Origin of the sequence: Prosthecobacter fusiformis (genome assembly GCF_004364345.1) — a bacterium.
Taxonomy (GTDB): Bacteria; Verrucomicrobiota; Verrucomicrobiia; order Verrucomicrobiales; family Verrucomicrobiaceae; genus Prosthecobacter; species Prosthecobacter fusiformis.
In genome coordinates, this window is sequence record NZ_SOCA01000002.1 from 659,959 (window position 1) to 683,537 (window position 23,579).

The following is a 23,579-nucleotide window of genomic DNA, read 5'->3' on the forward strand; positions in this document are numbered from 1 at the left end:
GAAAAGATTATAGCGTAACCGTGCCTTGGAAAACAAAATCCGCAGGGCCGAAGAGGGTCACGTCAGTGTATTCGTGGGGGGGATTTTCTGTGAAGCCGACACGCAGGGTATCCCCGCCCTTCACCAAGACGGTGACGGGGCTGGGGGCACCCGTCAGTTCGTGATGGATAAGAGCGCAGGCCACCATGCCCGTGCCGCAGGCCAGGGTCTCATCTTCTACCCCGCGCTCATAGGTGCGGATGGAGATGCTGCCTGGGGCCAGTACTTTGGCGAAGTTCGCATTGGTGCCTTTAGGCTTGAAGGCGTCGTGATATCGAAGCCCGGCACCCCAGGCCTTCACGGGCACGGTATCCAGATCTTCCACAAAAACGACAGCATGAGGCACGCCGGTGTTCACACTGTGCACGGTCAGTACATCACCTGCGACGGGCAGATCCGTGGCCAGTTTCAGGCCATGGGGAGCACTCATGTTGATGCGCACCTGGTCACCCTCAAACTCGGCGGAGATCATCCCGGCCAGGGTTTCAAAACGGACGAGTGTCAGCTTGCCATCATGCAACCGGTTGACGAAGCTGCCAAAACAGCGCGCACCATTGCCGCACATCTCAGCTTCACTACCATCCGCATTGTAGTAGCGCATTTTGAAGTCGCCGCCTTCAGTGGCAGGCTCCACACAGAGAAGGCCATCCGCACCGATGCCGCGATGGCGGTCGCAAAGCTGGGCAATTTGCTCCGTGGACAGGGACAGGGCGAGGTCGCGATTGTCCAGCATGACGAAGTCATTGCCGGCACCGTTCATTTTCCAGAAGTTCAGGGTCATGTGATGAATTAAAAAAGGTTACGCCAGGGCTTTCACGGCGGCGACGAGAGGTTTCACAAAGGCTTCCACCTGATCGGCCAGATCGGCGGCGGCACCATTCTTCTCGATAAGCTTGACGATGGCGCTGCCGACCACGACTCCATCCGCCATGCTGGCCACCTTTGCGGCTTGCTCCGGATTAGAAACGCCAAAGCCGACACAGACCGGTACATCCGTGGATTCCTTGATCAGAGCTACCTGCTCGGCAATGCCGCTGGCGATTTCCACCTGCGCACCAGTGACGCCCAGACGCGATACGTAATAGACAAAGCCTTCCGCGTTTTTCGCAATGAGGTCAATGCGCTCACGGGGGGAAGTCGGCGCGATAAGCTGAATGTGACGCAATTCTGCCGTGGGCTTCAGTTCGGCGTTTTGCAGAGCCTCTTCCGGGGGCAGGTCAAGTACCAGCACTCCGTCCACACCCGCCGCAGCGGCGTCGATATGGAAGCGCTCATAACCATAAGTATAGACCGGATTCAGATACGTGAAGAAAACCAGAGGGATTTGGGACTGGGTGCGCAGCTTGCGGACCATCTCCAGCACCTTGGGAAAGGTGGCTCCGGCTTTCAGTGCCCGGTCTGCCGCCATCTGGTTCACCACGCCGTCAGCGAGGGGATCGGAAAACGGCACGCCCAGTTCCACGATGTCCACCCCGGCACGTTCCAGGGCCAGCACGATGTCCACCGTGATGTCCAAAGTCGGGTCTCCTGCGCAGATATAGGCGACGAAAGCGCGCTTGCCGGAGGTGCGTAGCTCAGCGAAATGGCGGTCAATGCGGTTGGTTGGGGCGGACATGGAGGGCTGTGTATTTAGCGCGTCCCTTTCATCTGTGCAACTGGACGGCTTCACTTCAGCAGACACAAAAAGCTGAATCCTGGCCACTCCCGGACGCATTTGACGGGGTTCGGTATCCGTTTTCACCCTTCTCATTTCATGAAATTCACTCCTGCCGCTCTTTTTCTCACCCTTTTGGGTTCCATTTCTCTCTCCTCTTCAGGTGCCGAACCGACTCCTCCTCCCGGTTTTCGTACCCTTTTTAATGGGCGTGATCTCACTGGCTGGCACGGCTTGAACCCTCATTCCGTCGTCAAACTCAAGGACGCAAAAAAAGACGAAGCCTTGAAAGCAATGCGCGCGGAATTTGCCAAGCATTGGCATGTGGAAAATGGCGAGCTGGTAAATGTCGGCACAGGTCCCTATGCCACCACGGATGAAGCCTTTGGCGACATCGAATTTCTTATCGAATACAAGACCGTGGCCAAAGCGGACAGCGGCATCTACCTGCGGGGCACACCCCAGGTTCAGATCTGGGACATCAACCAGCCTGATGATGCCAAAAAGCCGGACCGCCATCCCAAGCTCGGCTCCGGTGGCCTCTTTAACAACACACCGAAAACCCCAGGTCGTGATCCGCTGGTGGTCGCCGATAAACCTTTTGGCGAGTGGAACAGCTTTCGCATCCGCCAGATTGGCGATGTGACCTGGGTCTGGTTGAATGACAAGCTGGTGGTGGATGCCGCCAAGATGGAAAACTATTGGGATAAAACCCAGCCGCTTCCAGCCACCGGACCCTTGATGCTGCAAACCCACGGCGGTGAAATCCGCTGGCGCAATCTCTTCATTCGCGAGATTGGCAAGGAAGAAGCGACTAAGATCTTGAGCGAAAAGAAGTAAGGTCTTGAAGAGGTAAAGCTTCCTGAATTGCTCCAGGTAGCTTTATCGCCAGACCCGCCAACGATGCCAGCACAGGCTCCTCTTGTGCTTCCTCCAGAGGTTCATCGCCATGATGACTTTCCTCGGCAGCCACCTCGGCATCCAGTCGCAGCTCTTGCTGCTTCGGTGGTCGGGTATCCTCCGTGGTCATGCGTACGCCGATCGGTTTGCTGATGCCAAATTCCTGCATCGACACTCCATAGATGACGTCCGCGCGGCTCATGGTGCGCTTATTGTGCGTCACGATGATGAACTGGGAGTTATCGATGAAGTTGTCCAGCATCTTCAGGAAGCGGGAGATGTTGGATTCATCCAGCGGAGCATCAAGCTCGTCCAGTACGCAGAAGGGGCTGGGCTTCACTTGATAGATGGAGAAGAGCAGCGCCACGGCCGTCATGCTGCGTTCACCCCCGGAGAGCAGGGAAATAGTCTGCAATTTCTTACCAGGTGGCTTGGCAATGATCTCGATACCAGACTCGAGCGGATCCGTGTCATCCGTAAGCATGAGGTCAGCTTTCGCCGTGGGGCCGAACAGCTCGCGGAAGTTGTTGTGGAAGAAGCCACGCACGAGTTCAAAAGTCTCGGAGAACATGATCTTCGTGGTCTCGTTGATCCTGGCGATGACCTGGAGAAGTTCTTCCTTGGAATTCACCAGATCGTTGTGCTGGGTATCGAGGAAGTTGTGACGCTCTTCCAGCTCCTCAAATTCCTGAATGGCATCCAGGTTGACTGCGCCGATGCTTTCCAGCTTCTGCCGCAATTCACCGACGACTTCGCTGACGAAATCCCAATCTGGGTGACCTTCTTCACCAGGAATCTCAATGGCATCCAGGTCCACTTCATCCGCATCGACCACTGGCATGTCAGTGGCTGCGCTTGAGGATTCGTCGGCCTCCTCCGTTTCATTCTGTTGCTCTTCAGCGGTGTCTTGAGCAGTGACTTCCTGCACGGCCTCATTGAAAGCAGTGGTCGAGGACTTGCGCTTGTCACCGCCGCGACCGCGTGACTTCTTCTGCTCGCTGATGCTGTACATGAGCGCGTGATAGTCCGGCTCAAAGGCCGAGATGTGGAAGGCGTAACGCTCCTGCACCTGATTGATCAGGTTTTCCAGGCGCAGATCCACGCGGGTAAGCTGCACCTCGATGCGGTTGCGGGAATCGCTGAGTCCGGAGGTCTGCTGGCGCAATTGGACGAGCTGGTTTTCCAGTTCAGTCACACGCTCGAAGGCGCCTGCACGCTCTTCAGTCTTGTTTTGTAAATGTTCATCAATGGCCTCAATCGCCCCACGCTGGGATTCTACCTGCTCGGCGAAACGGGCGTTTTCTGCCATCCCTTGCTCGATGCGACTGCGCCAAGTATTGATCTCCAAATCGAAGCGCTGAATCGCCGCTTCCAGTTCATGCAGACGCGTGGCCATCGGCGCTTTCTGCCGCTCCAGCGATTGCAGGGCACTTTGCTCCAGAGCTAGCGCGGTGCGGAGTTCATTGAGACGCTCGCTGGATTCAAGTTCACGCCGAAGGAAAGCCTCCATTTCGATTTCCAGCTCGCCTTCGTGGATGCGTGCTCCTTCGAGCTGCTCCTGGGCCACGGTGGATTCCTCCCTCTGCCAGGCGATCTGGGCCTCGGCGGCTTGGATGCGTCCGGTGATCTGGTTTTGATCCCACTCCACACTTTCCAGTTTTGTGGAGGCTTGCTGGAGTGCACGCTGAACGACCGAAAGCTTGCCTGTGAGTTGTGAAAAGCCTTCTCGGGCGCGCTGGCTTTGCTCCCGCAGAGTCAGCTCCTCTCGCTGCATGTCTTCCACCTGGGCGCGCAGTTGGGCCACAGCGTCTTCCTTTTCCAGGACCTGATACTCGTATCCTTCCAGCTCCACCTTCAGGGTGCGTACTTCGGCCTCTCTCCGCAGCATGGAGGCGGCTTCTTCTTTCGTCGCACCGCCATGGATGACGCCGTCAGCGGCGATGAATTCACCCTGCAAAGTGGCAATGGCCACATCGCGAAGCTGCTTTTTCAGACGCAGTGCGGTGTGCAGATCATCGACGATGAGCACATTGTTCAGCAGTCTGTCAGTGAGCTCTTGCACGCCCTGGCGAGCCTTCACTTTGTCAATCGCCCACGCAATGCCGCCTTCAGGCACCAGTTGCCGGTCCGGCACGGCCCGCATGGTGGCGAAGTCGTGCGGAAGCAGGGCGGCCTTGCCAAGCATTTTGTTAGACAGCCGGTCCAGTATCTGTGAGGCCAGCTCACTGTCAGTGAGAAGTACGGCCTGTAAATGATCTCGCAAGGCAGCTTCAATGGCGGCGATGAAACGCGGTTCCACTTCGATGGCGGAAGCCAGGAGACCGCGCACACCCACGGAATAGACCTCTGGATTGTCCAGGCCTTTCAAGACCTGCTGAGTACCTTCAGCCAGGCCCTCGCCTTTTTGCAAAAGCTGCTCGATAATCTCGATGCGGGACCGGCGCTGGGTGACGGCACGTTGCAGCTCTGTCAGTTCTTCATTGAGGGCATCCCTCTGGCCGCGCTTCTCGATGATTTCGCGCGCGCAGTACTTCGCTTTTTCATCCAGTTCGTTGCGCGTTTCTTCCAGGTCTTGGATCTCCTTTTGAAGATTGTCGAATTCGATCTGGCTGGTTTCTTTGGCCTCGGCGGAGACCTGCCGGTCATGAGCCAGGGTCTCATATCGCTGGCGGTCCGCAGTGATTTGGTTGGTCAGCGACTGCGCCCGCGCATCGGCGGAGGCAATCTGGCCTTCGAATTGGCGGATGGATTCCCGTACGGACCTCCGGTCACTGTCCAGCCGGCTGCGATCAGGCAGGATGGCATTGTGAATGCTCAGGTGCTCATTGAGGGAAATCTGCCTTGTCTCGATGTTTTCACGGATGCTGATGAGCTGCTCATCCGCGCTGATCATCTCCTGCCGCTGCTGCTCCAAATGGTGCTGCCCCTGGGTGATCTGCTCCTCATTCTGGCGGATGCGGCCGTGAAGTTCTTCGTTACGCTCATTGTTAAACCCGATGCGGCCCTCGGCGCTTTGCACCTGACTGCGCAGCTCCTGCGACTGTTGGCGGAGCTGGTTGATCTGAGATTCGACTGAGTGATAGGCCTCACGCGTTTCGGTGGCTTCTAGCTCGGTGGTTTGCAGGCGCTGCTGCAATTGCTCAAGCTGCTCCGTCATCATGCGCACATGATTTTCAGATTCGGCCTTTTCTGCGCTGTATTCGCTATACTGGCGGTGAGCCAGATGCGTGTCGAACATCCGCACATCATCCAGCAAGGTCTGATAACGGCGTGCCTTTGCCGCTTGGCGCTGGAGCGTGCCCATCTGTCGCTTCACTTCGGCGATGACGTCCGCCACGCGCAGCAGGTTGGCTTCCGTATATTCTAGCTTGCGCAGAGCCTCCTTTTTCTGGCCTTTAAATTTGGTGATGCCAGCGGCCTCTTCGAAAACCATGCGTCGATCTTCCGGCTTTGAGCTCAAAAGCATGTCAATCTGGCCCTGAGCCATGATGGAGTATGCTTGTCGGCCAATCCCCGTTCCTGAAAACAGGTCATTGATGTCCTTCAGTCGGCACACCGTATTGTTCAGCCGGTATTCGCTGCGCCCATCGCGGAAGACTCGTCGGCAAATGGCCACCTCGTTATATGCCACTCCCAGTGCCTGCTCACAGTCGGCCATGGTCAGCACCACTTCTGCTAGACCCACTGGCTTACGTTTATCCGTACCATTGAAAATAACATCCGCCATTTCCTCACCACGCAGGGCCTTGGCCGATGTCTCCCCCAGCACCCAGCGGATGGCATCCACCACATTGGATTTGCCACAACCATTCGGACCCACGATGCCAGTGACTCCTTTGTGAAACTCAAAATGCGTCTTGTCCGCAAAGGACTTGAAGCCGTGAAGGGTGAGGCTCTTGAGGTACATAATGGCGAAAGGTTAACAGGTGAAAGTGCCTGCTTTCGCCACCTTAGAGCAAGCAAGAAGCGAATATTTTACCACATCTTGTGTTTATTTAATACTCATTAAACAATATATGGGATTTAGAGGGTTCGTTTTCCTGTGAATAGATCCCCTCGTTGTGAATAAACACAACCTCCTCCCATTCATCCCCGCGCATCACCTGCTTTGCTCGGTGGCGCGTAGATGGGCCGTGGAATTGGTCCCATGCCTGCATCGCCATCACGGGCTTGATCCTTGATCGCACGTGCAATCGCTTCAGCCAATTTTTCTCGGTAGGAAGAAGTCGCTACCAGGGCTGCCTCCTTCGCATTCGTCAAGTATCCGCATTCTACGAGAATGCAGGGCAGGGCAGGATTTCGGGTTAGACGCAGTCGTCGGCGTACGAGGCCTGCATTATCACGTTCGTAAGGAGCCAGGGCGGAAAGGTTTCGCTGTACTCGTTTGGCCAGTGCATAGCTGTCGCTGCGCCAGTAATAAGTCTCCGGCCCGGCGCGGTAGCGGCTGCCATAATTGAAATGAATGCTCACCAGCACGGCATCGCCATAACGGTTGGCCCTGGCCACGCGTTGATCCAGGTCCACAAAGAAATCAGAATCCCTCATCAGCACCACTTTATAGCCGGGCCAGAGCTCACTGCGCAGCCGCTTGGCCACATCCAGAGCCAGTTGTTTTTCCACTAAGCCACGAGCACGCGCACCCGAATCCTTGCCGCCATGTCCAGCATCGATAATGACAGTATTAAATCCCTTGGGCCCGGGCCGGTCCCCATAAATGCTGCGCTGGCTTAAACGCGGGGCGCTTCCGCAAGCGACTAGAAAAAGGCAAAGGAGGGCTGCGGCGAGGTGGCGGGTCAGTGGCATGATGTGGTGCGATTGAATGCAAGGGGCGTGCCAGTTCCTTGCTCAGCCTTGCGGCGAAAAGACCGCCATAGATTGCACCGGGGTTTCCTCGATCTCTGGGTATTCTCCTTCGCCTGGAGGGCCGGGGAAATTTTCATCCACAAAACGCCGCCATGTATCTCGTGTTTTGACGGAGATCAGCTCCTGGATCCCATCTCCACATTTGCCGCAGACCATGATGCTGTGCAGGAGATTGATACCCTCGCAGATGCCGGTGATCACAAAATCGTCCACACCCGTATCCCCGCGCCGAATGCCGCAGACGGAGCAATGATGCAGCCCCCGATGCAGATCCACATTCTCATCCTGATATTCGGCCAGGCGCTTTTTGGACTCCTGGGAAAACTCTTCCATCATGCTGATGCGGCAATGGTCACACAGCGCGTATTCCATCACGCATTCGCCCTGTTTATAGGCCTTGGAAATTTGGAAGCCACCTCGGTCATCCTCCAGGGTTTCCCCACATCGGGTGCAATGACGGAACGGCCGCTCCTCGTATTCGCAATGGAGGTCACGGGGTATAGGCGGGGGAGTCTCATCGGCCATGGGGTATCATGCCTCCGAAGCAGGCCCTTGCCAAGACATATGGCAGGACAATTTATTTAAGCCGGCACATCTTCATCCGGCTCAGGCCGTGAGTGAAAACGATGGCTCTGGCGTTGATATTCAGCCAGGATGTCATCCAGTTCCATTAGGCTGCCGATCTGGCCAAACCGTCCGCGTAAAAATTTACCGCCGGGAATGCTGCGGGTATATCCCATCAGGCGTGAACGCATCGAGCGCACGATCTCAAATTCCCCACCCCGATTGCTCCTTGCGATGGCCAGTTCACAATGCTTCCGCATGAAGGCAAAACGCTGCTCGACTGTGGCTGGGGTAGCATGCACGCCGGTTTCCAGGTATTGCTTGGCCTCCTGGAAAACCCATGGATTCGCCATCGCGGCCCGGCCGATCATGATGCCCCGTACATTTGTTTGCGCCCGGCGCACCTCCACATCCATCCCGCTGGCGATGTCGCCATTGCCGATGACGGGTATTTTTACCGCATCTGCCACTTGGCCAATCACTTCCCAGTCCGCCTGTCCGGTATATCCTTGCGCCCGCGTGCGGCCATGGACCGTGATGGCTTGAATACCACAGTCTTCCAGGATTTTAGCCACCTCCACGGCATTGATGCTTTGGGCATCCCACCCGATACGCATTTTCGCCGTCACCGGGATGGGCACGGCTTTGGCCACCTCACGAGCCACCTCCGCCAGCATGGGGCAGTTTTTCAGGAGGGAAGAACCGCCGTTTTTAGAGACCACCTTATTTACGGGGCAGCCAAAATTGATGTCGATGAAGTCGGGTTGTTTCCAATCGATGATCTTCCTCGCCGCCTCTCCCATACGAACCCCGTCGGCACCAAAGAGCTGAACGCCCAGCGGTCGTTGGCCATCTTCAAAGTCCGTATAGTGGCGCGTCCGGTCATCCCGCTGCAGAATACCTTCCGCACTGACGAATTCAGTGACCACCACATCTGCACCCAGATCCTTGCATAGACCGCGAAAAGTCACATCGGTGACTCCCGCCATCGGGGCGAGGTAGAGAGGAAAACGATCACTGTTCAGCCAAGGAAGCATCTTTTAGAATAAGCGCAGTTGTGCAATGGGCAAGGTTCGTGCTTGCTCTCCAGGTCAGATAGCGTTCGAATGATCCGGTAAAATACGATGGATAATCAATACAGCGATGACTTTCAACGCTTTGCTGCGGAACCGACATGGGGCGGGGGTCATTACCGAACCCCTGACCCTGACTTGGAGTCTAGGGCGCGTGAACTGGCTTCCTACGTGGTCAAGACAGGTTCTGAAGCCTCAATGACCCAGTTCTGTGAACAGCTTTATGTGAATCCAGGGGCGGCACACCAGGGCAGCCAGGCTTTGCTCGCTACTTTTGATGACAGCGGCCTTTGGCTGGCCAGTCTGGCCCAGCCAGCGCATCTGGTGGCAGAACTCCGCCATCAATGCGCACTGCTGACCCGGGTCGTTGTGACGCAATGGACTCGACAGGGGGAAACGCATAAACTGGTGCGTCTTGCCGAAGCTCTTATGGATGCCCAGCCTCCAGTTTTGTCCCATGAGGCAGGGCAGATCATGGCGCTTTTGGCCAGTCTTCTTGGCATTTTGCGGCCAGGGCCTGCACCACGCTGGCTGGCCGCCAGCCGCCCGCTGTTGCGGGATTCTGTGGATCCGCATTTGATTAAGGAGGCCGTCCAGTGGGTCAGTGTAGGCCAGCTGCTCGCCCCGCTACCTCAGGAAGACCGCCATCTATGGAACCGTCGGCTGCGGGATCCTGAGCACGACTGGGACTGGGAAAGCCAGGAGGCCTTGGATGCCTTGCGTCACCTCGCTGTACTACTTCCAGAGGACCATGATTCATTGCACTTATTCCGGGCCACCATTCCGCGCTGTTGGTGGGAGCTCTGGCGTGATCAGCGGCAACCCCGAGCCCCGGCAGTAGATTCAAAGGCACCTCGTTTTTCTAACTTCATCCTCGGCTTGGCCGTGGGTGTCGGCTGCATGATGCTGGCTGGCGGGTGGACGACTTTCCAGAACTCTTCGCCAGACACCGCCGAGTCAGTTGCTCCCCAGTCTCCTGTGGAAAAGGGTTATAGCTTCCATGCGGTGGATACCTCCGTGCCGCAGTCTCCCTACATGAAAGCTCGGCAGGATGAAATCGCCAGCATCCTCAAATCCATGCCGGAACTGGAGCGTATGTATGGCTTGGTCAAAAAAGGGAACTTGAATGACTCCCTGAATTATGTCCAGGGGCAGACATCCTTGGCCGCTCAGGGCAGCCGTGAATATCAATCCCTGTTGCGCTGCCTCATGCTGGACCCGCCATTGGATCTCGCCGTGCGCAGTCAGGTAGCCAAAGCTGCCGTGCGCGTACTGACTGCCAAAGAAATGTTCACGACCTTGCAGCTTTGTCTCCACCCGGACTCGCCCAATCTCAAAGAAGCTCGCGAATGCGCCGAGCTCCTGCTTGCCCTCAGCAGTGACGATCTGACGGAAGACGAACGCCAAATACTTTTCGCTGCCTCCACCAGCAAATAAAGGAAAAGGCGCATGCCCGTGCATGACGGCATGCGCCCCGACAATAGATCAGCCTATTTCCAATACTTCTCGATCGCACTGACCAGGCCAGGGATTGTATTGGCTTCGGCTTCGATATCCACCTTCAGACCGCGTTTGCGTGCAGCCTCAGAGGTGATCGGCCCGATGCTCGCCACTTTGATATCCGCTGGCATGGCGATGTTCAGATTCATGAAGCAATCCACCGTGCTGGCACTGGTGAAAGTGATCATGTCCGCCCCCTCATTCACCACGCGGGAGATGGCTTCCAGATTGTCATCCTTTTCAGGCACGGTGCGGTAAGCGATGGCCTCATCCACGATTGCACCTAAACCGGTAAGTTCATTGGCGATGACCTCGCGCGTCTCTTCACCACGCACCCAGAGGACGTTCACGTTCTCCATATTCTGGTATTCTTTGAGTGCTGCCACCAAGCCTTCAGCCACAAAGTTTTTCTCCGGCATCAGGTCCACATCCAGGTGCTGCTCCCGCACCTTTTCCGCAGTACCCGGTCCCACCACCGCGATGCGCACACCGCCGATGCTGCGTGCATCCTTGTAGATTTTGTAAAACATCTTGAAGAATGCATCCACGGCATTCGGGCTGGTGAAAATCAGCCATTCATACTGATGGCAGTCCTGCACCAGTTCACCGAAAAGCACGAGATTATGCGGCTCCTCAATGCGGATGGTGGGCAGTTCGATCACGTCCGCGCCCAAAAGACGCAGTTTCTTGCTCAATGCCCCCACCTGCTGGCGGGTCCGTGTCACCACGATGCGCTTGCCAAATAAAGGCCGGTTTTCGAACCAGTTGATGTTTTTACGCTCGTTCACCACGTTACCCACCACTGCGACAGCAGGTGCTTTAAATCCGGCTTCTTTGACCTTCGCCGCCATGGTGCCAAGAGTGCCGATAAGCGTCTGCTGGCGGCCATGAGTTGCCCATCGCACCAATGCCATCGGCGTCTCAGGATCCGCTCCATTTTCGATGAATTTTCCCGTGATCTCTTCCATCCGTTCCACACCCATCAGGAAGACTTTGGTGCCGTCCGCCTTGGCCAGCTTGGCATAGTCCAGGCTCGTCTCCTCCTTGGTCGGATCCTCATGCCCGGTAAAAATGGTCAATTGGCTGCAATGATCACGATGCGTCACCGGAATGCCCGCATAGGCCGGGCCCGCAATCGCGCTGGTGATGCCTGGCACAATTTCAAAAGCCACACCTGCCTCCGCCAGCTCCGCCGCTTCTTCCGCTCCACGGCCGAAGAGGACCGGATCTCCGCCTTTAAGTCGCGTCACCACCTTGCCCTCACGCGTCAGTTTGACGATCAGAGCATTGATCTGGTCTTGCGTCAGCGTGTGCTCCTTGGCTTTTTTGCCCACATACATCCTTTCGGTGCCCGGTTTTGCGTGGCGCAGCAGCTCTGGATTGCACAGATAATCATACACGAGAACATCGGCCGCTTCGATGCACTCCTTGCCTTTGATCGTCAGCAGCCCCGGATCGCCAGGACCGGCGCCGACGAGATAACAGATGCCTGGGGAAGGGGATGCAGATGATTTCGACATGATTGGGAAAGGGGCTACGACTGTGGCGAGCCTTCCGCGCATGGCAACTCCCGCTCATCATGGAGCAAAGGAGTGTCAGGGAACCGCAGCATGGACAGGCATGCTGCCGTTGCTTCCGTCAGGACCTGGCGGGATTCACAAGCTGGACATCCGCGGCCCCTGACACCGTTTGATTAGTGCAGACATCCGGCTTCGACAAGCGGCAAAACTTCTCTTTGAAGCATAATTTTTCCACGAAATCACCAGATGTGAAAAATGGTGTTGTCGAAAAAGCGCAGATTCGGTAGAAGACAGGACGTAATTCATATTACCCAACAATAATATCATGGTCTGGAAGATTCTATCTGCCCTCTCTGCCGCCTGTCTCGCAGGCGCTGCTTGCTTCGCTTGGCTCAATCAACAGGACCTCGAGAAGGAGCGTAACCGCTTGTCCTTCGCCAATACCAACCTCGCATTGGCTCAGACACGCAAGGTGGAGGGAGATGAAGCGCTCAAGGTGAAGCAGGAACTCCTCGCTTCCAGCCAGAAAGAACGTGACACATCTCGCGAAGAAGTCCTCAAGCTGACTGCTGAAGCTCAGGAAAAAGAAGCCGCGATGGCCGTCATCAAAGGCAATCTGGATCAGGTTACCGCACAGGTCACCTCGGTGGAAAAACAGATCGCAGATGCTGGCGACATCGAAAAACTGGTCGCCCAGATCGAAAAGCTCAAAAAAGAGCAGCAGGATGCTGAAGGCGCTGTCGCCAATCAGAATCAGCGGGTCGCTTCCGCCAAGGAACAGTACGATTACGTCGTTTCCCAGATCAATACCCTCCGGGACACCGAAGCCCAGGGACGTCGCGGCATTGTTTCTCCAGATTTCACAGCCCGTGTTTCCCAATACTTCCCAGAGTGGGATTTCGCCATCCTCAGCAAGGGCAATTCCCAAGGTGTCTTTGCCAACGCGGATCTTGAGGTCAAGCGCGGCCGTCAGGTCATCGCCAAACTCAAAGTGCGCAATGTGGAACAGCACGGCGCCATCGCTGACCTTATTCCTGGGACTTTGGTCGAAGGCAATGCCATCCGCGCAGGTGACATGGTCGTCGCTGCCGCCAAGCAAAGCTCCGAAGAGGCCAAGCCCACAGGTGGCGCTCCTGTCCCGACTGAAGGTGCTACTCCAGCCATGGACACGACCGTTCCTGGATCTCCCGCTCCAGCCACAAGTGATCCTTTTGGTGCTCCCGCAGCCCCGGCTGCTCCAGCCATGAGCGATCCTTTCGGTGCCCCAGCCGCCCCGGCTGCTCCTGCTAATTCTGATCCTTTCGGTGCTCCTGCCGCCCCGGCTGCTCCCGCTAACTCGGATCCTTTTGGCGCTGCTCCTCCCCCTGCGGCAGGTGCATCCATGACATCCGATCCTTTTGCTAATTAAGACCCTGGGCTTCCCTTCCTGTTTCCAGGTAACTTTTCTTTTCTCTCCCCCATGACCAAAGTCCTTTTCATTCTCAGCGCCGTGGTGATGCTCGTCGCCACTTTCTTCGCTTATCAAAATGGCCGTGCTTTCGCTGAAGTTCGCCAGTCCGTGGCCAATACTAACAGCAATGTCCTGAAGGAACTCAATGCTGCTAAGAAGATCGTCGCCGAAGTTACCCAGGTCTCCAATGACGCAGAAGCCGTCAAACAAGAACTGGATATCGAAGCTGAAAAGATCAAAAGCCAGAAGCTCAAAATCGTTCAGGCTGACAACGATACCAAGCGTGCCCAGGAAGACCTGGACGGTCGCAATTCCAAGCTGGCCGAATTGAAAATCAAGCTCGACAAACTCCCTCAGGGCGTCAAGCCCGAGACACTTGTCGAGGATATGAACAACATCAAAAAGGCCATCGCTGAGCTTCAGACAGCAGCCGAGATGAAGAAAAAAGAAGTGGATGCTGAAGAAGCCAAAGTGGCTGAAACCCGCAAAGGACTGGATGATCTCATCCGCAAGATCGAAGACCGCAAAAAAGGTTTCGATCGCAACGGTCTCAGTGCCCAGGTCGTGGCTGTTAACAGCGATTGGGGTTTTGTCGTCGTCAATGCCGGTCAGAGCAAAGGCATCACCGAAGCCACCAAACTTCTCGTCACTCGCGGCACCCAAACTGTGGGCAAGCTCAGCATCGTCTCGGTTGAAGGCAATCGCACCGTCGCCAATATTCTCCCAGATACCCTGGCAGAAGGCATGACCATCGCTCCTGGAGATCGCGTCATTTTAGAAAATCTCTACCAATAACTCCAAAATTGAGTAGCTTGAGCGTTATGTCCCCCCGTCTCATTCTTCAGTCCATCCTCGCCCTCGTGCTGGCTCAGACGATGGTTTCCTGCGCGTCAGACAAGCCTAAGCGTCGTGAACGCGTGCCACCACCCGCTGTGGGTGACAGCAGCCTGCCTTGGAATCGTCCACCCAAGTGGGAAGGAAACGCCAAGTATGGATCCATGATGCAGGGCAGCCGCTAAGATTGTCCCTCGCCGCATTTTTTCGAAAGGCAGCCTCCCAAAAGGCTGCCTTTTGTTTTGTTCATCCTGCGTGATGTTCCTCATCACCATCGTTATCTGTAGAGCCGTCGTCTCTCCTGCCTTCTTCTGTCCGTAATCCCCTCTGATGATCTTTTCCCTCACCTCCCGCATGCTGCGCACTGTGGATCCCAAGTGCCTCACAAAGATCGCCTGGAACTTTGGTTACAAAGGAGCGCGCTCAGTCATGCTTTTCAAAAAACGCATGGAGCAAGGGACCTACTTCCCGCCTTTCCTGTACATCTCCATCCTCAATTCATGCAACCTGCGTTGCCAGGGCTGCTGGGTGGATGTGGATAAACCTCGCGAAGCCATCAAGCTCGAGGAACTGAACAAAATCATCAACGACGCCAAAAATCACGGCAATGCCTTTTTCGGCCTCCTGGGTGGAGAGCCCTTCATGCATCCCGAGCTTCTGGACCTCCTGGCAATGCATCCGGACTGCTACTTTCAGGTCTTCACCAATGGCCAGTTCATTACTGCCAAAACCGCCGATGCCCTTCGCAAAATCGGCAATTCCACACCTCTCGTCAGTGTCGAAGGTAACAGCACCGTCAGCGACGAGCGTCGTGGCAAAAAAGATGTGCTGAACAAAACTCTGCGTGGTCTGCAAAATTGCCTGGATGCCAAGCTCATGACCGGCGTGGCCACCAGTTTGTGCCAGACCAATATTGATGACCTGCTCACCCGCGAATGGCTGCAAAAGCTCATTGATATGGGGGTCCACTACACTTGGTATCACACCTACCGCCCCGTCGGCCCCAAGATCAACGACCAGCTCGCTCTCACCCCAGACCAGATCACCCAGGTCCGCCGTTTCGTCACCTCCATGCGGGCAGAGATGCCCATCGCCATCGTGGATGCTTATTATGACCACCAGGGCAAAGCGCTCTGCCCCATGGCCACCGGCATCAGCCATCACATTGGCCCTACTGGGGGGCTTGAGCCTTGCCCCATCATCCAGTTCGCCACCGAAAACATCCGTACCGACCGCGATATTTTCGATGTTTTCAACGAATCCGGATTCCTCAAAGACTTCCGTGAAACTGCCGCCAAGCACACCCGTGGCTGCATTGTCCTGGAGCGTCCAGATCTCGTCAAAGATCTAGCCCTCAAACACGGTGCCAAGGACACCACCATCCGCCAGACCGCCATGGCCGAGCTGGAAGCCATGACACCCCGCACAAGCCAATGGCGCGAGGAAGAAGAAATCCCAGAAAAACACTGGATGTATAAAGTCGCCAAACGCTACTTCTATTACGACTTCGGCGTCTATAAGCAGCTTGATCCCAAAGCACATTCGCCGACCATTTGAGTCCCTGCGTTTTGTAGTCCCGCCTTCAGGCGGCATCGGGTGCAAAAGCCCCCTTGAATTTCCCTTCCTTATGATTTAATAGGTGTTCATGCAAACACCTGACGCGCCCATCAATCGTCCTCGGGGACGTGGTGCCGCAGCGAATACGGAGCAGCGTTTCTCCGCTCTCCAAGTCAGCTATGACCCTGGTGAAGAGCCCACCAAGGTGGTGACCAAGTTCTTCCAGGATCATTCCACCTCCATCATCAGCCGCAACAACAGCCCGGACATGCCCTTCGGTGCCAGCCTGAATCCTTACCGGGGCTGCGAGCATGGTTGCGCTTATTGTTATGCCCGCCCCACTCATGAATGGCTCGGCTGGTCTGCCGGCGTGGATTTTGAATCCCGCATCATGGTGAAAATGGATGCTCCCGCCCTTTTGCGGACCGAGCTGGCCAGGGACAAATACCTACCCGAAAGCCTCTCCCTCAGCGGCGTCACGGATTGCTATCAGCCCGTGGAAAAGCGCCTGGAAATCACGCGTGGCTGCCTGGCCGTGCTGGCTGAGTGTCGGCACCCGGTCACCCTCATCACTAAAAACCATCTCATCACGCGGGACGTGGATCACCTTGCTGAACTTGCCCGTTATCAGGCCACCGCTGTTTACATCTCCATCACCACCTTGGATGCTGACCTCGCTCGTAAGCTCGAGCCACGTGCATCCTCCCCCAGTATGCGCCTGGAGGCGATACGCATCCTTGCTGCGCAGGGCATCCCGGTGGGTGTTTCCGTGGCCCCCATCATTCCGGGTCTCAATGACAGTGAAATACCCGCCATCATCAATGCCGCCCGGGATGCGGGCGCGCAGTTCGCCGGTTATACCGTTGTGCGCCTTCCCTTCAGCGTCAAAGAAGTCTTCGCGCTGTGGCTGGAGGAGCATTATCCGGGCATGAAGGACAAGGTCCTCAACCGCATTGAGGAAACGCAGGGACGCACCCTCTCACATCCTGAATTCGGCAAGCGCCTCAAAGGTGTCGGCGTCTGGTCAGATCAGATCTCCCAGGTCTTCAAGCTCTCCATCAAACGTGCCGGCATGTTGCATCGTCGTTCAGAGCTGACCACCGCTCATTTCCGTCGCCCTCGGGATACTGGTGGCCAGATGGAGCTGTGGTAAGCCGGACCGCAAGCCGTTGCAACAAGCGGCCCTTTCCATCGTATTGAAGGGCCATGCTCCGCTCCGCCCTTTGCTTGTTGTTGCTCTCCAGCTCCCTGCCTCTTTCTGCTGCCGATCCAGTGCCGCCGGATGGTTTTACTGCCATCTTCAATGGCAGGGATCTCACTGGCTGGAAAGGCAGCGATGCATACTGGTCCGTTGAAGACGGCTGCCTCACCGGTGTCGCCGATGGAACCCTGGATTACAACCGCTTCATCACCTGGACGGGCGGGAAAGTGAAAAACTTCGAGCTTCGCGTGAAGGTGAAAGTCACTCCAGATGGCAACAGTGGCCTTCAGTATCGCGGCCAGGAGCGGCCGGACCTTGGTGATTGGGTCGTCACCGGTTATCAGTGCGATGTCGTGCCAAAGCGTGCAGACTACAACGGCATGCTTTATGAAGAGCGTGGCCGCCGTATTCTTGCCCATGCGGGAGAAAAAGTGGTCATTGATTCCCAGGGGCAGCCTTGGGTCGTGGGCAAGATGCCGGTCAAAGAATTCCCCGGCGGCGAATGGCATGACTACCGCATTCGTGTGGAAGGTAATCACCATCGTCACTGGATTGATGGCGTGCAGACCGTGGACGTGATGGACCTTGATGAAAAAGGCCGTGCTCTTGAAGGCGTCATTGCCGTCCAGGTCCATGTCGGCCCACCCATGAAGATTCAGTATCAGGACTTCTTTCTTCAGCACCTGCCAGATGACCTGCCTTTGCTGAAAACGGCGGATGCACCCCTTCCTGTGGATGCCATCAAGGTAGTTCCCCAGGGCGGCGGAGCCAAGAAAAAGGCCGCACCCAAGGCTTCTTAACCTAAGGATGACGGCCTTGATACAAAAGTGATGCAGACTGGAACGTCCGCATCACTTCATAGACAAATCAGCGAGCTTACTTGATCTCGGTTGCCCAGAGCGTCTGCCAGTCATCCAGGTTGTTCAAGTCCACTGCGCCAGGATTCACTCCACCATCGTCAGGCAGGCCAACGGCATCCAGGATGCCCTGGCGTACGTCATCACCATGGACATAACCCAGGATGGCCTGATTATGTTTATAGATATCAGCCTTGGTCAGCTTCACGCCTGGATAATTTTTCACCCAAGCCTCAAGCTGCACATAGGTTGGTTTGGTCGTGATGAAGGCCAGGAAGACATCTTCTGGAATGCCCAGGGCAGCCAGGGTCATGCCATCATAACCGTTGCCGCAGGCCGGATAGTCGGCGTGCAGTTTACCTGCGGCAGCCAATGAAGCTTTCAGCCACAGACGGGGCAGATGCAGAACGCCGAGGGGACCGGCCACGCCGGAAGAGATGAGAGGAACGATTTGGCTCATGGTTGTATGGATGACTGATTTAAAATGGGGAAGAAATCCGACTTTCCCCAGTTAGAACGTGTTCTACGCCTGCCATTGGTCAAGCGATGGCGGAAAACCTCACGGCGTAGTCTTTAAACGACGGTCCCTCGGCTTTTACTCTTGCTGTTTTTTGGCTTGGTAGGGGCACCGGGGATGCCTTCTTCCTGCAGGATGGTGTCCTGGGGTAGGGGAGCTGTTTCCTCGCCCTGCTTCGGTTCCGCCTCTGTGTAAGGCGTCTGCTTTTGATAGAGCTTCAGACGGCTTTGAAATTCAGTCTCCAGGCTTTTCCGTTCTTCAGGTGGCAGCTCCTTGTCCGCAGGCAGCAAGGCCAACGCTTTTTTCTGCCAAAGCACGGCTTCGAGGAATTCACCATTCCGCGCTAGGCAAGCCGCTTTAGTGTCGATCATTTCGTAGCGTTGTTCTTCACCCGCCTCGTCCATGATTCTCAGGGCACGGGTTGCCAGTTGCACCGCCTGTTCCCCATTGTGTAGATTTTCGTCCGGGCAGGTGGATAGAAACCAAGCCAGATTGTTCGCCGCCCAGGGATCTTCACTGCGTGCCGCCCGCTGATACCAGGCCCCGGCCCGTCGGAAATCCACGGGCACACCCACGCCAGTATAATACAGATTTGCCAGCCGACTCATCGCCGGAACGAAATCCTGCTGGGCCGCGCGCAGGTAAAACAGGGCTGCTTTGGAAGGACTCTTTGCCGTTCCCACACCGCGCTCATATTTCGCAGCCAGGGCAGTCTGGGCGGGGGCATGATTTTGCTCAGCGGCTTTTTCCAGCCATTCCGTTGCTTTCTCGGGATCTAGTTTGACCCCACGGCCCAGGTCATAGGCCATTGCCACCGCATGCTGGCCTGCGGCAAAACCGTTTTCCGCTGATTTGCGATACCACTCAAAGGCGGTGGCTTCATTCTTCTTCACTCCCACCCCCTCTTCGTAAAGAGAGCCCAGGACAAATTGGGCACGCAAGTGCTTTTGAGCGGCGGCTTTTTCCACCCATGTGACACCCTCGGCCTCATTCTTCTTCAGGCCTTCACCCGTCAGCAGACGAAGGCCCAGTTCAAACTGGGAGTCTGCATCCCCATTGTCTGCCCAGGCACGCAGTTCTTTATCGTTGATCATCTCGGACTGCTGGCCGGTCACGGTCAGGACGTAGAGGCTGACAAAGGCAAGAGAGAGAAGAAAAAGTTTCATGATTTAAGACACTACGTTTCGTGAATCGTGCCTACAACAGACAAACTTGCGTTCTGAATGCTCGATCATGCATGAATCGGGCCGCTTTTCATAAAAGCCGGGCGGCACAGGCAGCTTTATTTCATGCACGGACTGCTGCTGGCAGGTTGCGTCCGGCCTAGAAACGGCTATCTCCACGGCTCTTATGAGCGAATTCAAACTTCTTGTGACAGGCTGCAACGGGCGCATGGGCCAGGCGGTCATCAGTGCAGCCGAGGCCCAAGGCGTGGCTGTCGGGGCTGGTATCGACGTTGGCGGCTCCTTGCCAGAAGCTTTGGCCAAGTGCGATTGCACCATTGATTTTAGCTCCCACCATTTCACAGATGAACTGCTGGCCGAATCCCTGCGGCAGAATAAGAGCTTGGTCATCGGCACCACCGGCCACACCAGCGAAGAACTAGCACGCATCAAAGACGCCTCCAAGACCATTCCTGTGGTCTTTGCCTCCAATTTTAGCGTGGGAGTGAACACCCTCTTCTGGCTTACCCGCAAAGCGGCTGAACTCCTCGGACCTGACTTCGATCTTGAGGTGGTGGAGATGCATCACCGCATGAAAAAGGATGCCCCCAGCGGCACCGCTCGTACACTGGTGGAAATCCTCGCCGATGTGCGCGGACTCGAATACGATACGGACTGCCGCCATGGCCGTTTTGGTGATGTGGGGGCTCGCACTCCCAAGGAGATCGGCGTGCATGCCCTTCGCGGGGGAGATGTTGTGGGAGATCACACCGTCGTTTTTGCCAATATCGGCGAGCGTGTGGAACTGACTCACAAAGCCAGCAGTCGCGACACCTTCGCGGGTGGTGCGGTGCGTGCAGCACGCTGGCTGGAAGGCAAGCCCGCAGGTCTCTATGACATGCAGGACGTGCTCGGTCTGAAGTAATCAGCCTCTTCTCTCCCATGTCGGTCACCACCGCTTTTGGCATCGCCCTGGGCTCCAATCTGGGGGATCGCCAGGATCATTTGCAGCAGGGGGTGGAACAACTTTTGATGCGTATTCCCGGAGCGAGGCTCACTGCTGGAGCCTCTTTATACGAGACAGATCCGGTGGATTGCGCCCCAGGAACTCAGGCCTTTCTGAATACAGTCATCGAATTGGAGACAGACTTGTTGCCAGTCGAAATACATGCCCATTTGATCGCTGTGGAGAGCCTTTTGGGTCGCCCTGCGCAGCGTGAACAGAACTCGCCTCGTACATTGGATCTCGATCTGCTTTATGCAGGAGAATACCGGAGTATCGATCCCATATTGACAGTGCCGCATCCGCGTCTTCACCTGCGCCGGTTCGTCCTTCAGCCTCTAGCCGAAATCCGCCCTACTTTGCAACTGCCGGGTTTGGCCATGAATATCACCGAAGCTTTGGCCGCACTGGAAGATGAACCTGGTAGTGTGCGGCCTGCTGGGGCATGGCGTTATCAGCTCATGCCGACAGGCTAAGATTCGTGCATATTTCCATGTGATTCTTCACGCCATCCGCAGGTGACAGGCAGCCTGGATGAGGTATCCTGCCAGTGCCCCATGTCTGAAAGCCTCGACCTGCCCATTGCTACCCCCATTCTTTATCGTCCCAATGTCGGCATCATTCTGACGAATGCGGCCGATGAGATTTTCGTTGCTGAGCGGATTAACATTCCCGGTGCTTGGCAGTTCCCTCAAGGCGGCATTGATGATGGTGAGGATGCGGAGACCGCCATGTATCGTGAAATGGCCGAAGAAATTGGTGTCACCCAAAACAACGTTGAATTGCTGGAGCGCCGTGATGGCTACCGTTATGCTTTTGCCAAAGGCCGTCTCAAATACGGAATCTATGGCGGGCAGGAGCAGAGCTATTTCCGCTGTCGGTTCCTGGGCCAGGACAGCGATATTAATCTGGCCGCCACCCATCAGGAATTCAGCCAATGGCGCTGGATTCGGCCTGAGGAGTTTCAGATGGACTGGGTGCCAAAGTTTAAACGCGCTGTTTACCGGCAGGTCTTTTTGGACTTTTTTGGCTTGGAACTCAATCCGCCTGTGAGTTGACTTCTGTCCTCATTCCATGAACAAGGAACCACGCCAATCCAAAGCCCGTGCCGTGCTAGGGGCGATGACTTGGCGTATCCCGAAGGATGACTGGGCCTCTCCATGGAGTTTTGAAAATGAGTGGATCGCGCCTCCGGAAGATAGCAGCGCCAGCCTTAAAGATTTCAAGCCAGAAGCCACATCTGTGGTCACTGCAAAGCACCGAGGTGATTCATCATCAGATGCTGGCCTTGTACCGCAGATCACTCCGCACGGTGTTCTTCTGCACTTTGAAAAAGATGAACCGAAGGAAGTGATCCCCCCCCGGCCTGCGGCTATACCGCTTCCGCAGGCAAAGACTAACAAGCCAAGTGTTGAGGAAGATCCTTTTCAACTTCCTCTGGATCTTCCTCCAAAAAGAAGGCTTCCTGAACCTTTAAAAGAACGATCAGAACTACCGGAGACCAAGGTGGCAACGGTTACGCCCCTTACTCCCCATCGCCGGCAGAGGCTACCTCGGCGATCCAGTGACTTTTCGTGGAACTCACTCATTTCACTGGCCCTGGGCACTCTCGGATTGACTCTCCTGGCCTGGATTTATCTCCATGATACGCCGCGTGATTCTGATGAGGATCTGCGCCCGCAGGTCTCAGTGGACCAGACCCCCACCACTCAGGCGCCGGTCAAACTGCGTGCCTTTTTGAACTCCGTCCTGCCGGTGGAAGATATCAGTCTGCGCGCTCAGGCTCCGTGGACTTGGGAGACACCTGCACTTTCTTCCTTCGTCCGGGCCAATGGCACGGCCCTGGATAACCTGCGTGATCTGCTGGAGGACTATGACTGGCATCCACATCACTCAAGCTGGTATCTTGAAGACGCCAGCAATCACCCCAACTGGCGGCATGCGGCCTGTCTGTTGCAGGCCCAGGCGGCCTATCTGGCCCGTCGAGGAGATGAGGAGCCGGCTTTTGTAGCAGCCATTGATCTGGCGGAAATGAGCCGCCGCCTCCAAGAGGTGTGGGCTTGGTCGGGTTATATGCAGCGTGCGCTGGAACTCCAGACTGCTTCGGTGCAGATCCTGGGGGAACTGTTGAAGTCCACTCACCTGGACAGCGCCACCCTGGGCAGGTTTCAGGAGGAGTTTATCCAATGCCGACCGGATGATGACCTGATGCGGCAGGCCTGTGCGGCCTATTACATTCACGAGAAAAAACTGCTGCTCGGTCCGGCCAGTGGTGAACTGCTGGATACCATGCCCGACGGCCGTCTGCACCGCCGTCCTGGGCGTCTGTTTTTCAAGATCAATGAGACCCTGGGGCTCTTCGCTTCCGCTTTCCGAAATTTGCGGGATGAGATCACTCGTCCACCCTATACTCGGCTTTCGGTGGATGTTACATCCGTCAACCGCATCCGCCTGACCACTCCCCGCTTTTATCATCCGAATTCGAATGGGGAAGCCTACTTCAGTAACCGGATCGAGCCTCACTTGCGCCTGCCGGAGGAACATAGTCTTGCTCAAGCACGCCATGGTCTTGTCCGCTGCCTTTTTGCCATTCGTCGGTTTGTGGCGGATCAGCATAAACTACCTTCGCAAATCAATGACCTGACCCCCAAATTTCTCACCTCGGTTCCCATGGATCCTTTTTCGGGGGAGCCCTTCCAGTATGATACGGCTCGAGGGCTGCTTTATTCTGTCGGCAGCAACCTGATCGGCGAAGGTGGTCGTCCATCTCTTCTGCCAATGGAGGATGAGCGTGAGCCGACTCTGGAACTGGGCATCAAAATGGCCGTGCCAGTGAAGAAGTAAGTGCAGGATCAGACATGGGGAGAGCGGTTTTGCCTTGATA

The 23,579-nt window shown here is 56.0% G+C and carries 21 protein-coding genes and 1 other RNA gene; 12 read left to right on the forward strand and 10 right to left on the reverse strand.

The genetic code is table 11. The features are described 5' to 3' along the window. Window positions 1-7 precede the first annotated feature (7 nt). Window positions 8-820, reverse strand: coding sequence for a diaminopimelate epimerase (gene dapF, locus EI77_RS08565; protein ID WP_133794684.1), 813 nt, complete (start codon window positions 818-820; stop codon window positions 8-10). An 18-nt stretch (window positions 821-838) separates the two neighbouring features. After that, on the reverse strand, window positions 839-1,654 hold the full coding sequence (trpA, locus tag EI77_RS08570) for a tryptophan synthase subunit alpha (protein ID WP_133794686.1): 816 nt from the start codon (window positions 1,652-1,654) through the stop codon (window positions 839-841). A gap of 138 nt (window positions 1,655-1,792) precedes the next feature. On the opposite strand from trpA, the gene EI77_RS08575 reads away from it, so the two are divergent. Next, complete coding sequence (locus tag EI77_RS08575; RefSeq protein ID WP_133794688.1) at window positions 1,793-2,533, forward strand: 3-keto-disaccharide hydrolase; 741 nt, start codon at window positions 1,793-1,795, stop codon at window positions 2,531-2,533. Here the strand turns inward: EI77_RS08575 and smc are convergent. The 4 genes from smc to dusB form a co-directional block, all read right to left on the reverse strand. Then, on the reverse strand, window positions 2,508-6,500 hold the full coding sequence (gene smc, locus EI77_RS08580) for a chromosome segregation protein SMC (protein WP_133794690.1): 3,993 nt from the start codon (window positions 6,498-6,500) through the stop codon (window positions 2,508-2,510). The genes EI77_RS08575 and smc overlap by 26 nt on opposite strands. Window positions 6,501-6,679: 179 nt before the next feature. Beyond that, window positions 6,680-7,396, reverse strand: a complete 717-nt coding sequence (locus tag EI77_RS08585) for an N-acetylmuramoyl-L-alanine amidase family protein (RefSeq protein WP_133794692.1) — start codon at window positions 7,394-7,396, stop codon at window positions 6,680-6,682. Between the two features lie 42 nt (window positions 7,397-7,438). Continuing rightward, window positions 7,439-7,981 (reverse strand): hypothetical protein, encoded by a 543-nt coding sequence (locus tag EI77_RS08590; protein WP_133794694.1) that lies wholly within the window; start codon window positions 7,979-7,981, stop codon window positions 7,439-7,441. A 56-nt stretch (window positions 7,982-8,037) separates the two neighbouring features. Then, window positions 8,038-9,057, reverse strand: coding sequence for a tRNA dihydrouridine synthase DusB (gene dusB, locus EI77_RS08595; protein ID WP_133794696.1), 1,020 nt, complete (start codon window positions 9,055-9,057; stop codon window positions 8,038-8,040). Window positions 9,058-9,291: 234 nt separating this feature from the next. Between dusB and EI77_RS08600 the strand changes: the two genes are divergently transcribed. After that, window positions 9,292-10,530 (forward strand): hypothetical protein, encoded by a 1,239-nt coding sequence (locus tag EI77_RS08600; RefSeq protein ID WP_133794698.1) that lies wholly within the window; start codon window positions 9,292-9,294, stop codon window positions 10,528-10,530. A gap of 53 nt (window positions 10,531-10,583) precedes the next feature. Here EI77_RS08600 and cobA read toward each other — a convergent pair whose 3' ends face one another. Both cobA and ffs read right to left on the reverse strand, forming a co-directional pair. Then, entirely contained in the window at window positions 10,584-12,113 is a 1,530-nt protein-coding gene (gene cobA / locus EI77_RS08605) for a uroporphyrinogen-III C-methyltransferase (RefSeq protein WP_133794699.1), read from the reverse strand. A 70-nt stretch (window positions 12,114-12,183) separates the two neighbouring features. Further along, window positions 12,184-12,278: signal recognition particle sRNA small type (gene ffs, locus EI77_RS08610), an RNA gene on the reverse strand. 160 nt (window positions 12,279-12,438) lie between these two features. On the opposite strand from ffs, the gene EI77_RS08615 reads away from it, so the two are divergent. The 6 genes from EI77_RS08615 to EI77_RS08640 all read left to right on the forward strand — a co-directional run bounded on the left by EI77_RS08615 (window position 12,439) and on the right by EI77_RS08640 (window position 17,955). After that, the gene (locus tag EI77_RS08615; protein WP_133794702.1) at window positions 12,439-13,521 is read left to right on the forward strand and encodes a hypothetical protein; all 1,083 of its coding nucleotides are present in this window, start codon (window positions 12,439-12,441) and stop codon (window positions 13,519-13,521) included. Between the two features lie 51 nt (window positions 13,522-13,572). Beyond that, window positions 13,573-14,358 (forward strand): hypothetical protein, encoded by a 786-nt coding sequence (locus EI77_RS08620; RefSeq protein ID WP_133794704.1) that lies wholly within the window; start codon window positions 13,573-13,575, stop codon window positions 14,356-14,358. Between the two features lie 26 nt (window positions 14,359-14,384). Beyond that, window positions 14,385-14,582: a hypothetical protein gene (locus EI77_RS08625; RefSeq protein WP_133794706.1), complete on the forward strand. Its 198-nt coding sequence runs from the start codon at window positions 14,385-14,387 to the stop codon at window positions 14,580-14,582. Window positions 14,583-14,727: 145 nt separating this feature from the next. After that, window positions 14,728-15,954, forward strand: a complete 1,227-nt coding sequence (locus tag EI77_RS08630) for a radical SAM/SPASM domain-containing protein (RefSeq protein WP_133794708.1) — start codon at window positions 14,728-14,730, stop codon at window positions 15,952-15,954. An 88-nt stretch (window positions 15,955-16,042) separates the two neighbouring features. Next, window positions 16,043-17,107, forward strand: a complete 1,065-nt coding sequence (locus EI77_RS08635; protein ID WP_133794709.1) for a PA0069 family radical SAM protein — start codon at window positions 16,043-16,045, stop codon at window positions 17,105-17,107. A 53-nt stretch (window positions 17,108-17,160) separates the two neighbouring features. Continuing rightward, the gene (locus EI77_RS08640; RefSeq protein WP_133794712.1) at window positions 17,161-17,955 is read left to right on the forward strand and encodes a 3-keto-disaccharide hydrolase; all 795 of its coding nucleotides are present in this window, start codon (window positions 17,161-17,163) and stop codon (window positions 17,953-17,955) included. Between the two features lie 76 nt (window positions 17,956-18,031). Here the strand turns inward: EI77_RS08640 and EI77_RS08645 are convergent, their stop codons facing one another. Together EI77_RS08645 and EI77_RS08650 are read right to left on the reverse strand one after the other, a co-directional pair. Further along, complete coding sequence (locus EI77_RS08645; RefSeq protein WP_133794714.1) at window positions 18,032-18,472, reverse strand: DUF5069 domain-containing protein; 441 nt, start codon at window positions 18,470-18,472, stop codon at window positions 18,032-18,034. Between the two features lie 113 nt (window positions 18,473-18,585). Further along, window positions 18,586-19,695, reverse strand: coding sequence for a tetratricopeptide repeat protein (locus tag EI77_RS08650; protein ID WP_133794716.1), 1,110 nt, complete (start codon window positions 19,693-19,695; stop codon window positions 18,586-18,588). 184 nt (window positions 19,696-19,879) lie between these two features. Here EI77_RS08650 and dapB point away from each other — a divergent pair, with 184 nt between their 5' ends. The 4 genes from dapB (at window position 19,880) to EI77_RS23320 (ending at window position 23,539) form a co-directional block, all read left to right on the forward strand. Beyond that, complete coding sequence (dapB, locus tag EI77_RS08655) at window positions 19,880-20,617, forward strand: 4-hydroxy-tetrahydrodipicolinate reductase (RefSeq protein ID WP_133794718.1); 738 nt, start codon at window positions 19,880-19,882, stop codon at window positions 20,615-20,617. Between the two features lie 17 nt (window positions 20,618-20,634). Further along, window positions 20,635-21,171: a 2-amino-4-hydroxy-6-hydroxymethyldihydropteridine diphosphokinase gene (gene folK, locus EI77_RS08660; RefSeq protein ID WP_133794720.1), complete on the forward strand. Its 537-nt coding sequence runs from the start codon at window positions 20,635-20,637 to the stop codon at window positions 21,169-21,171. Window positions 21,172-21,252: 81 nt separating this feature from the next. Next, on the forward strand, window positions 21,253-21,753 hold the full coding sequence (locus EI77_RS08665; RefSeq protein WP_133794721.1) for an RNA pyrophosphohydrolase: 501 nt from the start codon (window positions 21,253-21,255) through the stop codon (window positions 21,751-21,753). A 16-nt stretch (window positions 21,754-21,769) separates the two neighbouring features. Continuing rightward, a complete protein-coding gene (locus EI77_RS23320; RefSeq protein WP_166647131.1) occupies window positions 21,770-23,539 on the forward strand; it encodes a hypothetical protein in 1,770 nt (589 codons plus the stop codon). Window positions 23,540-23,579 lie beyond the last annotated feature (40 nt).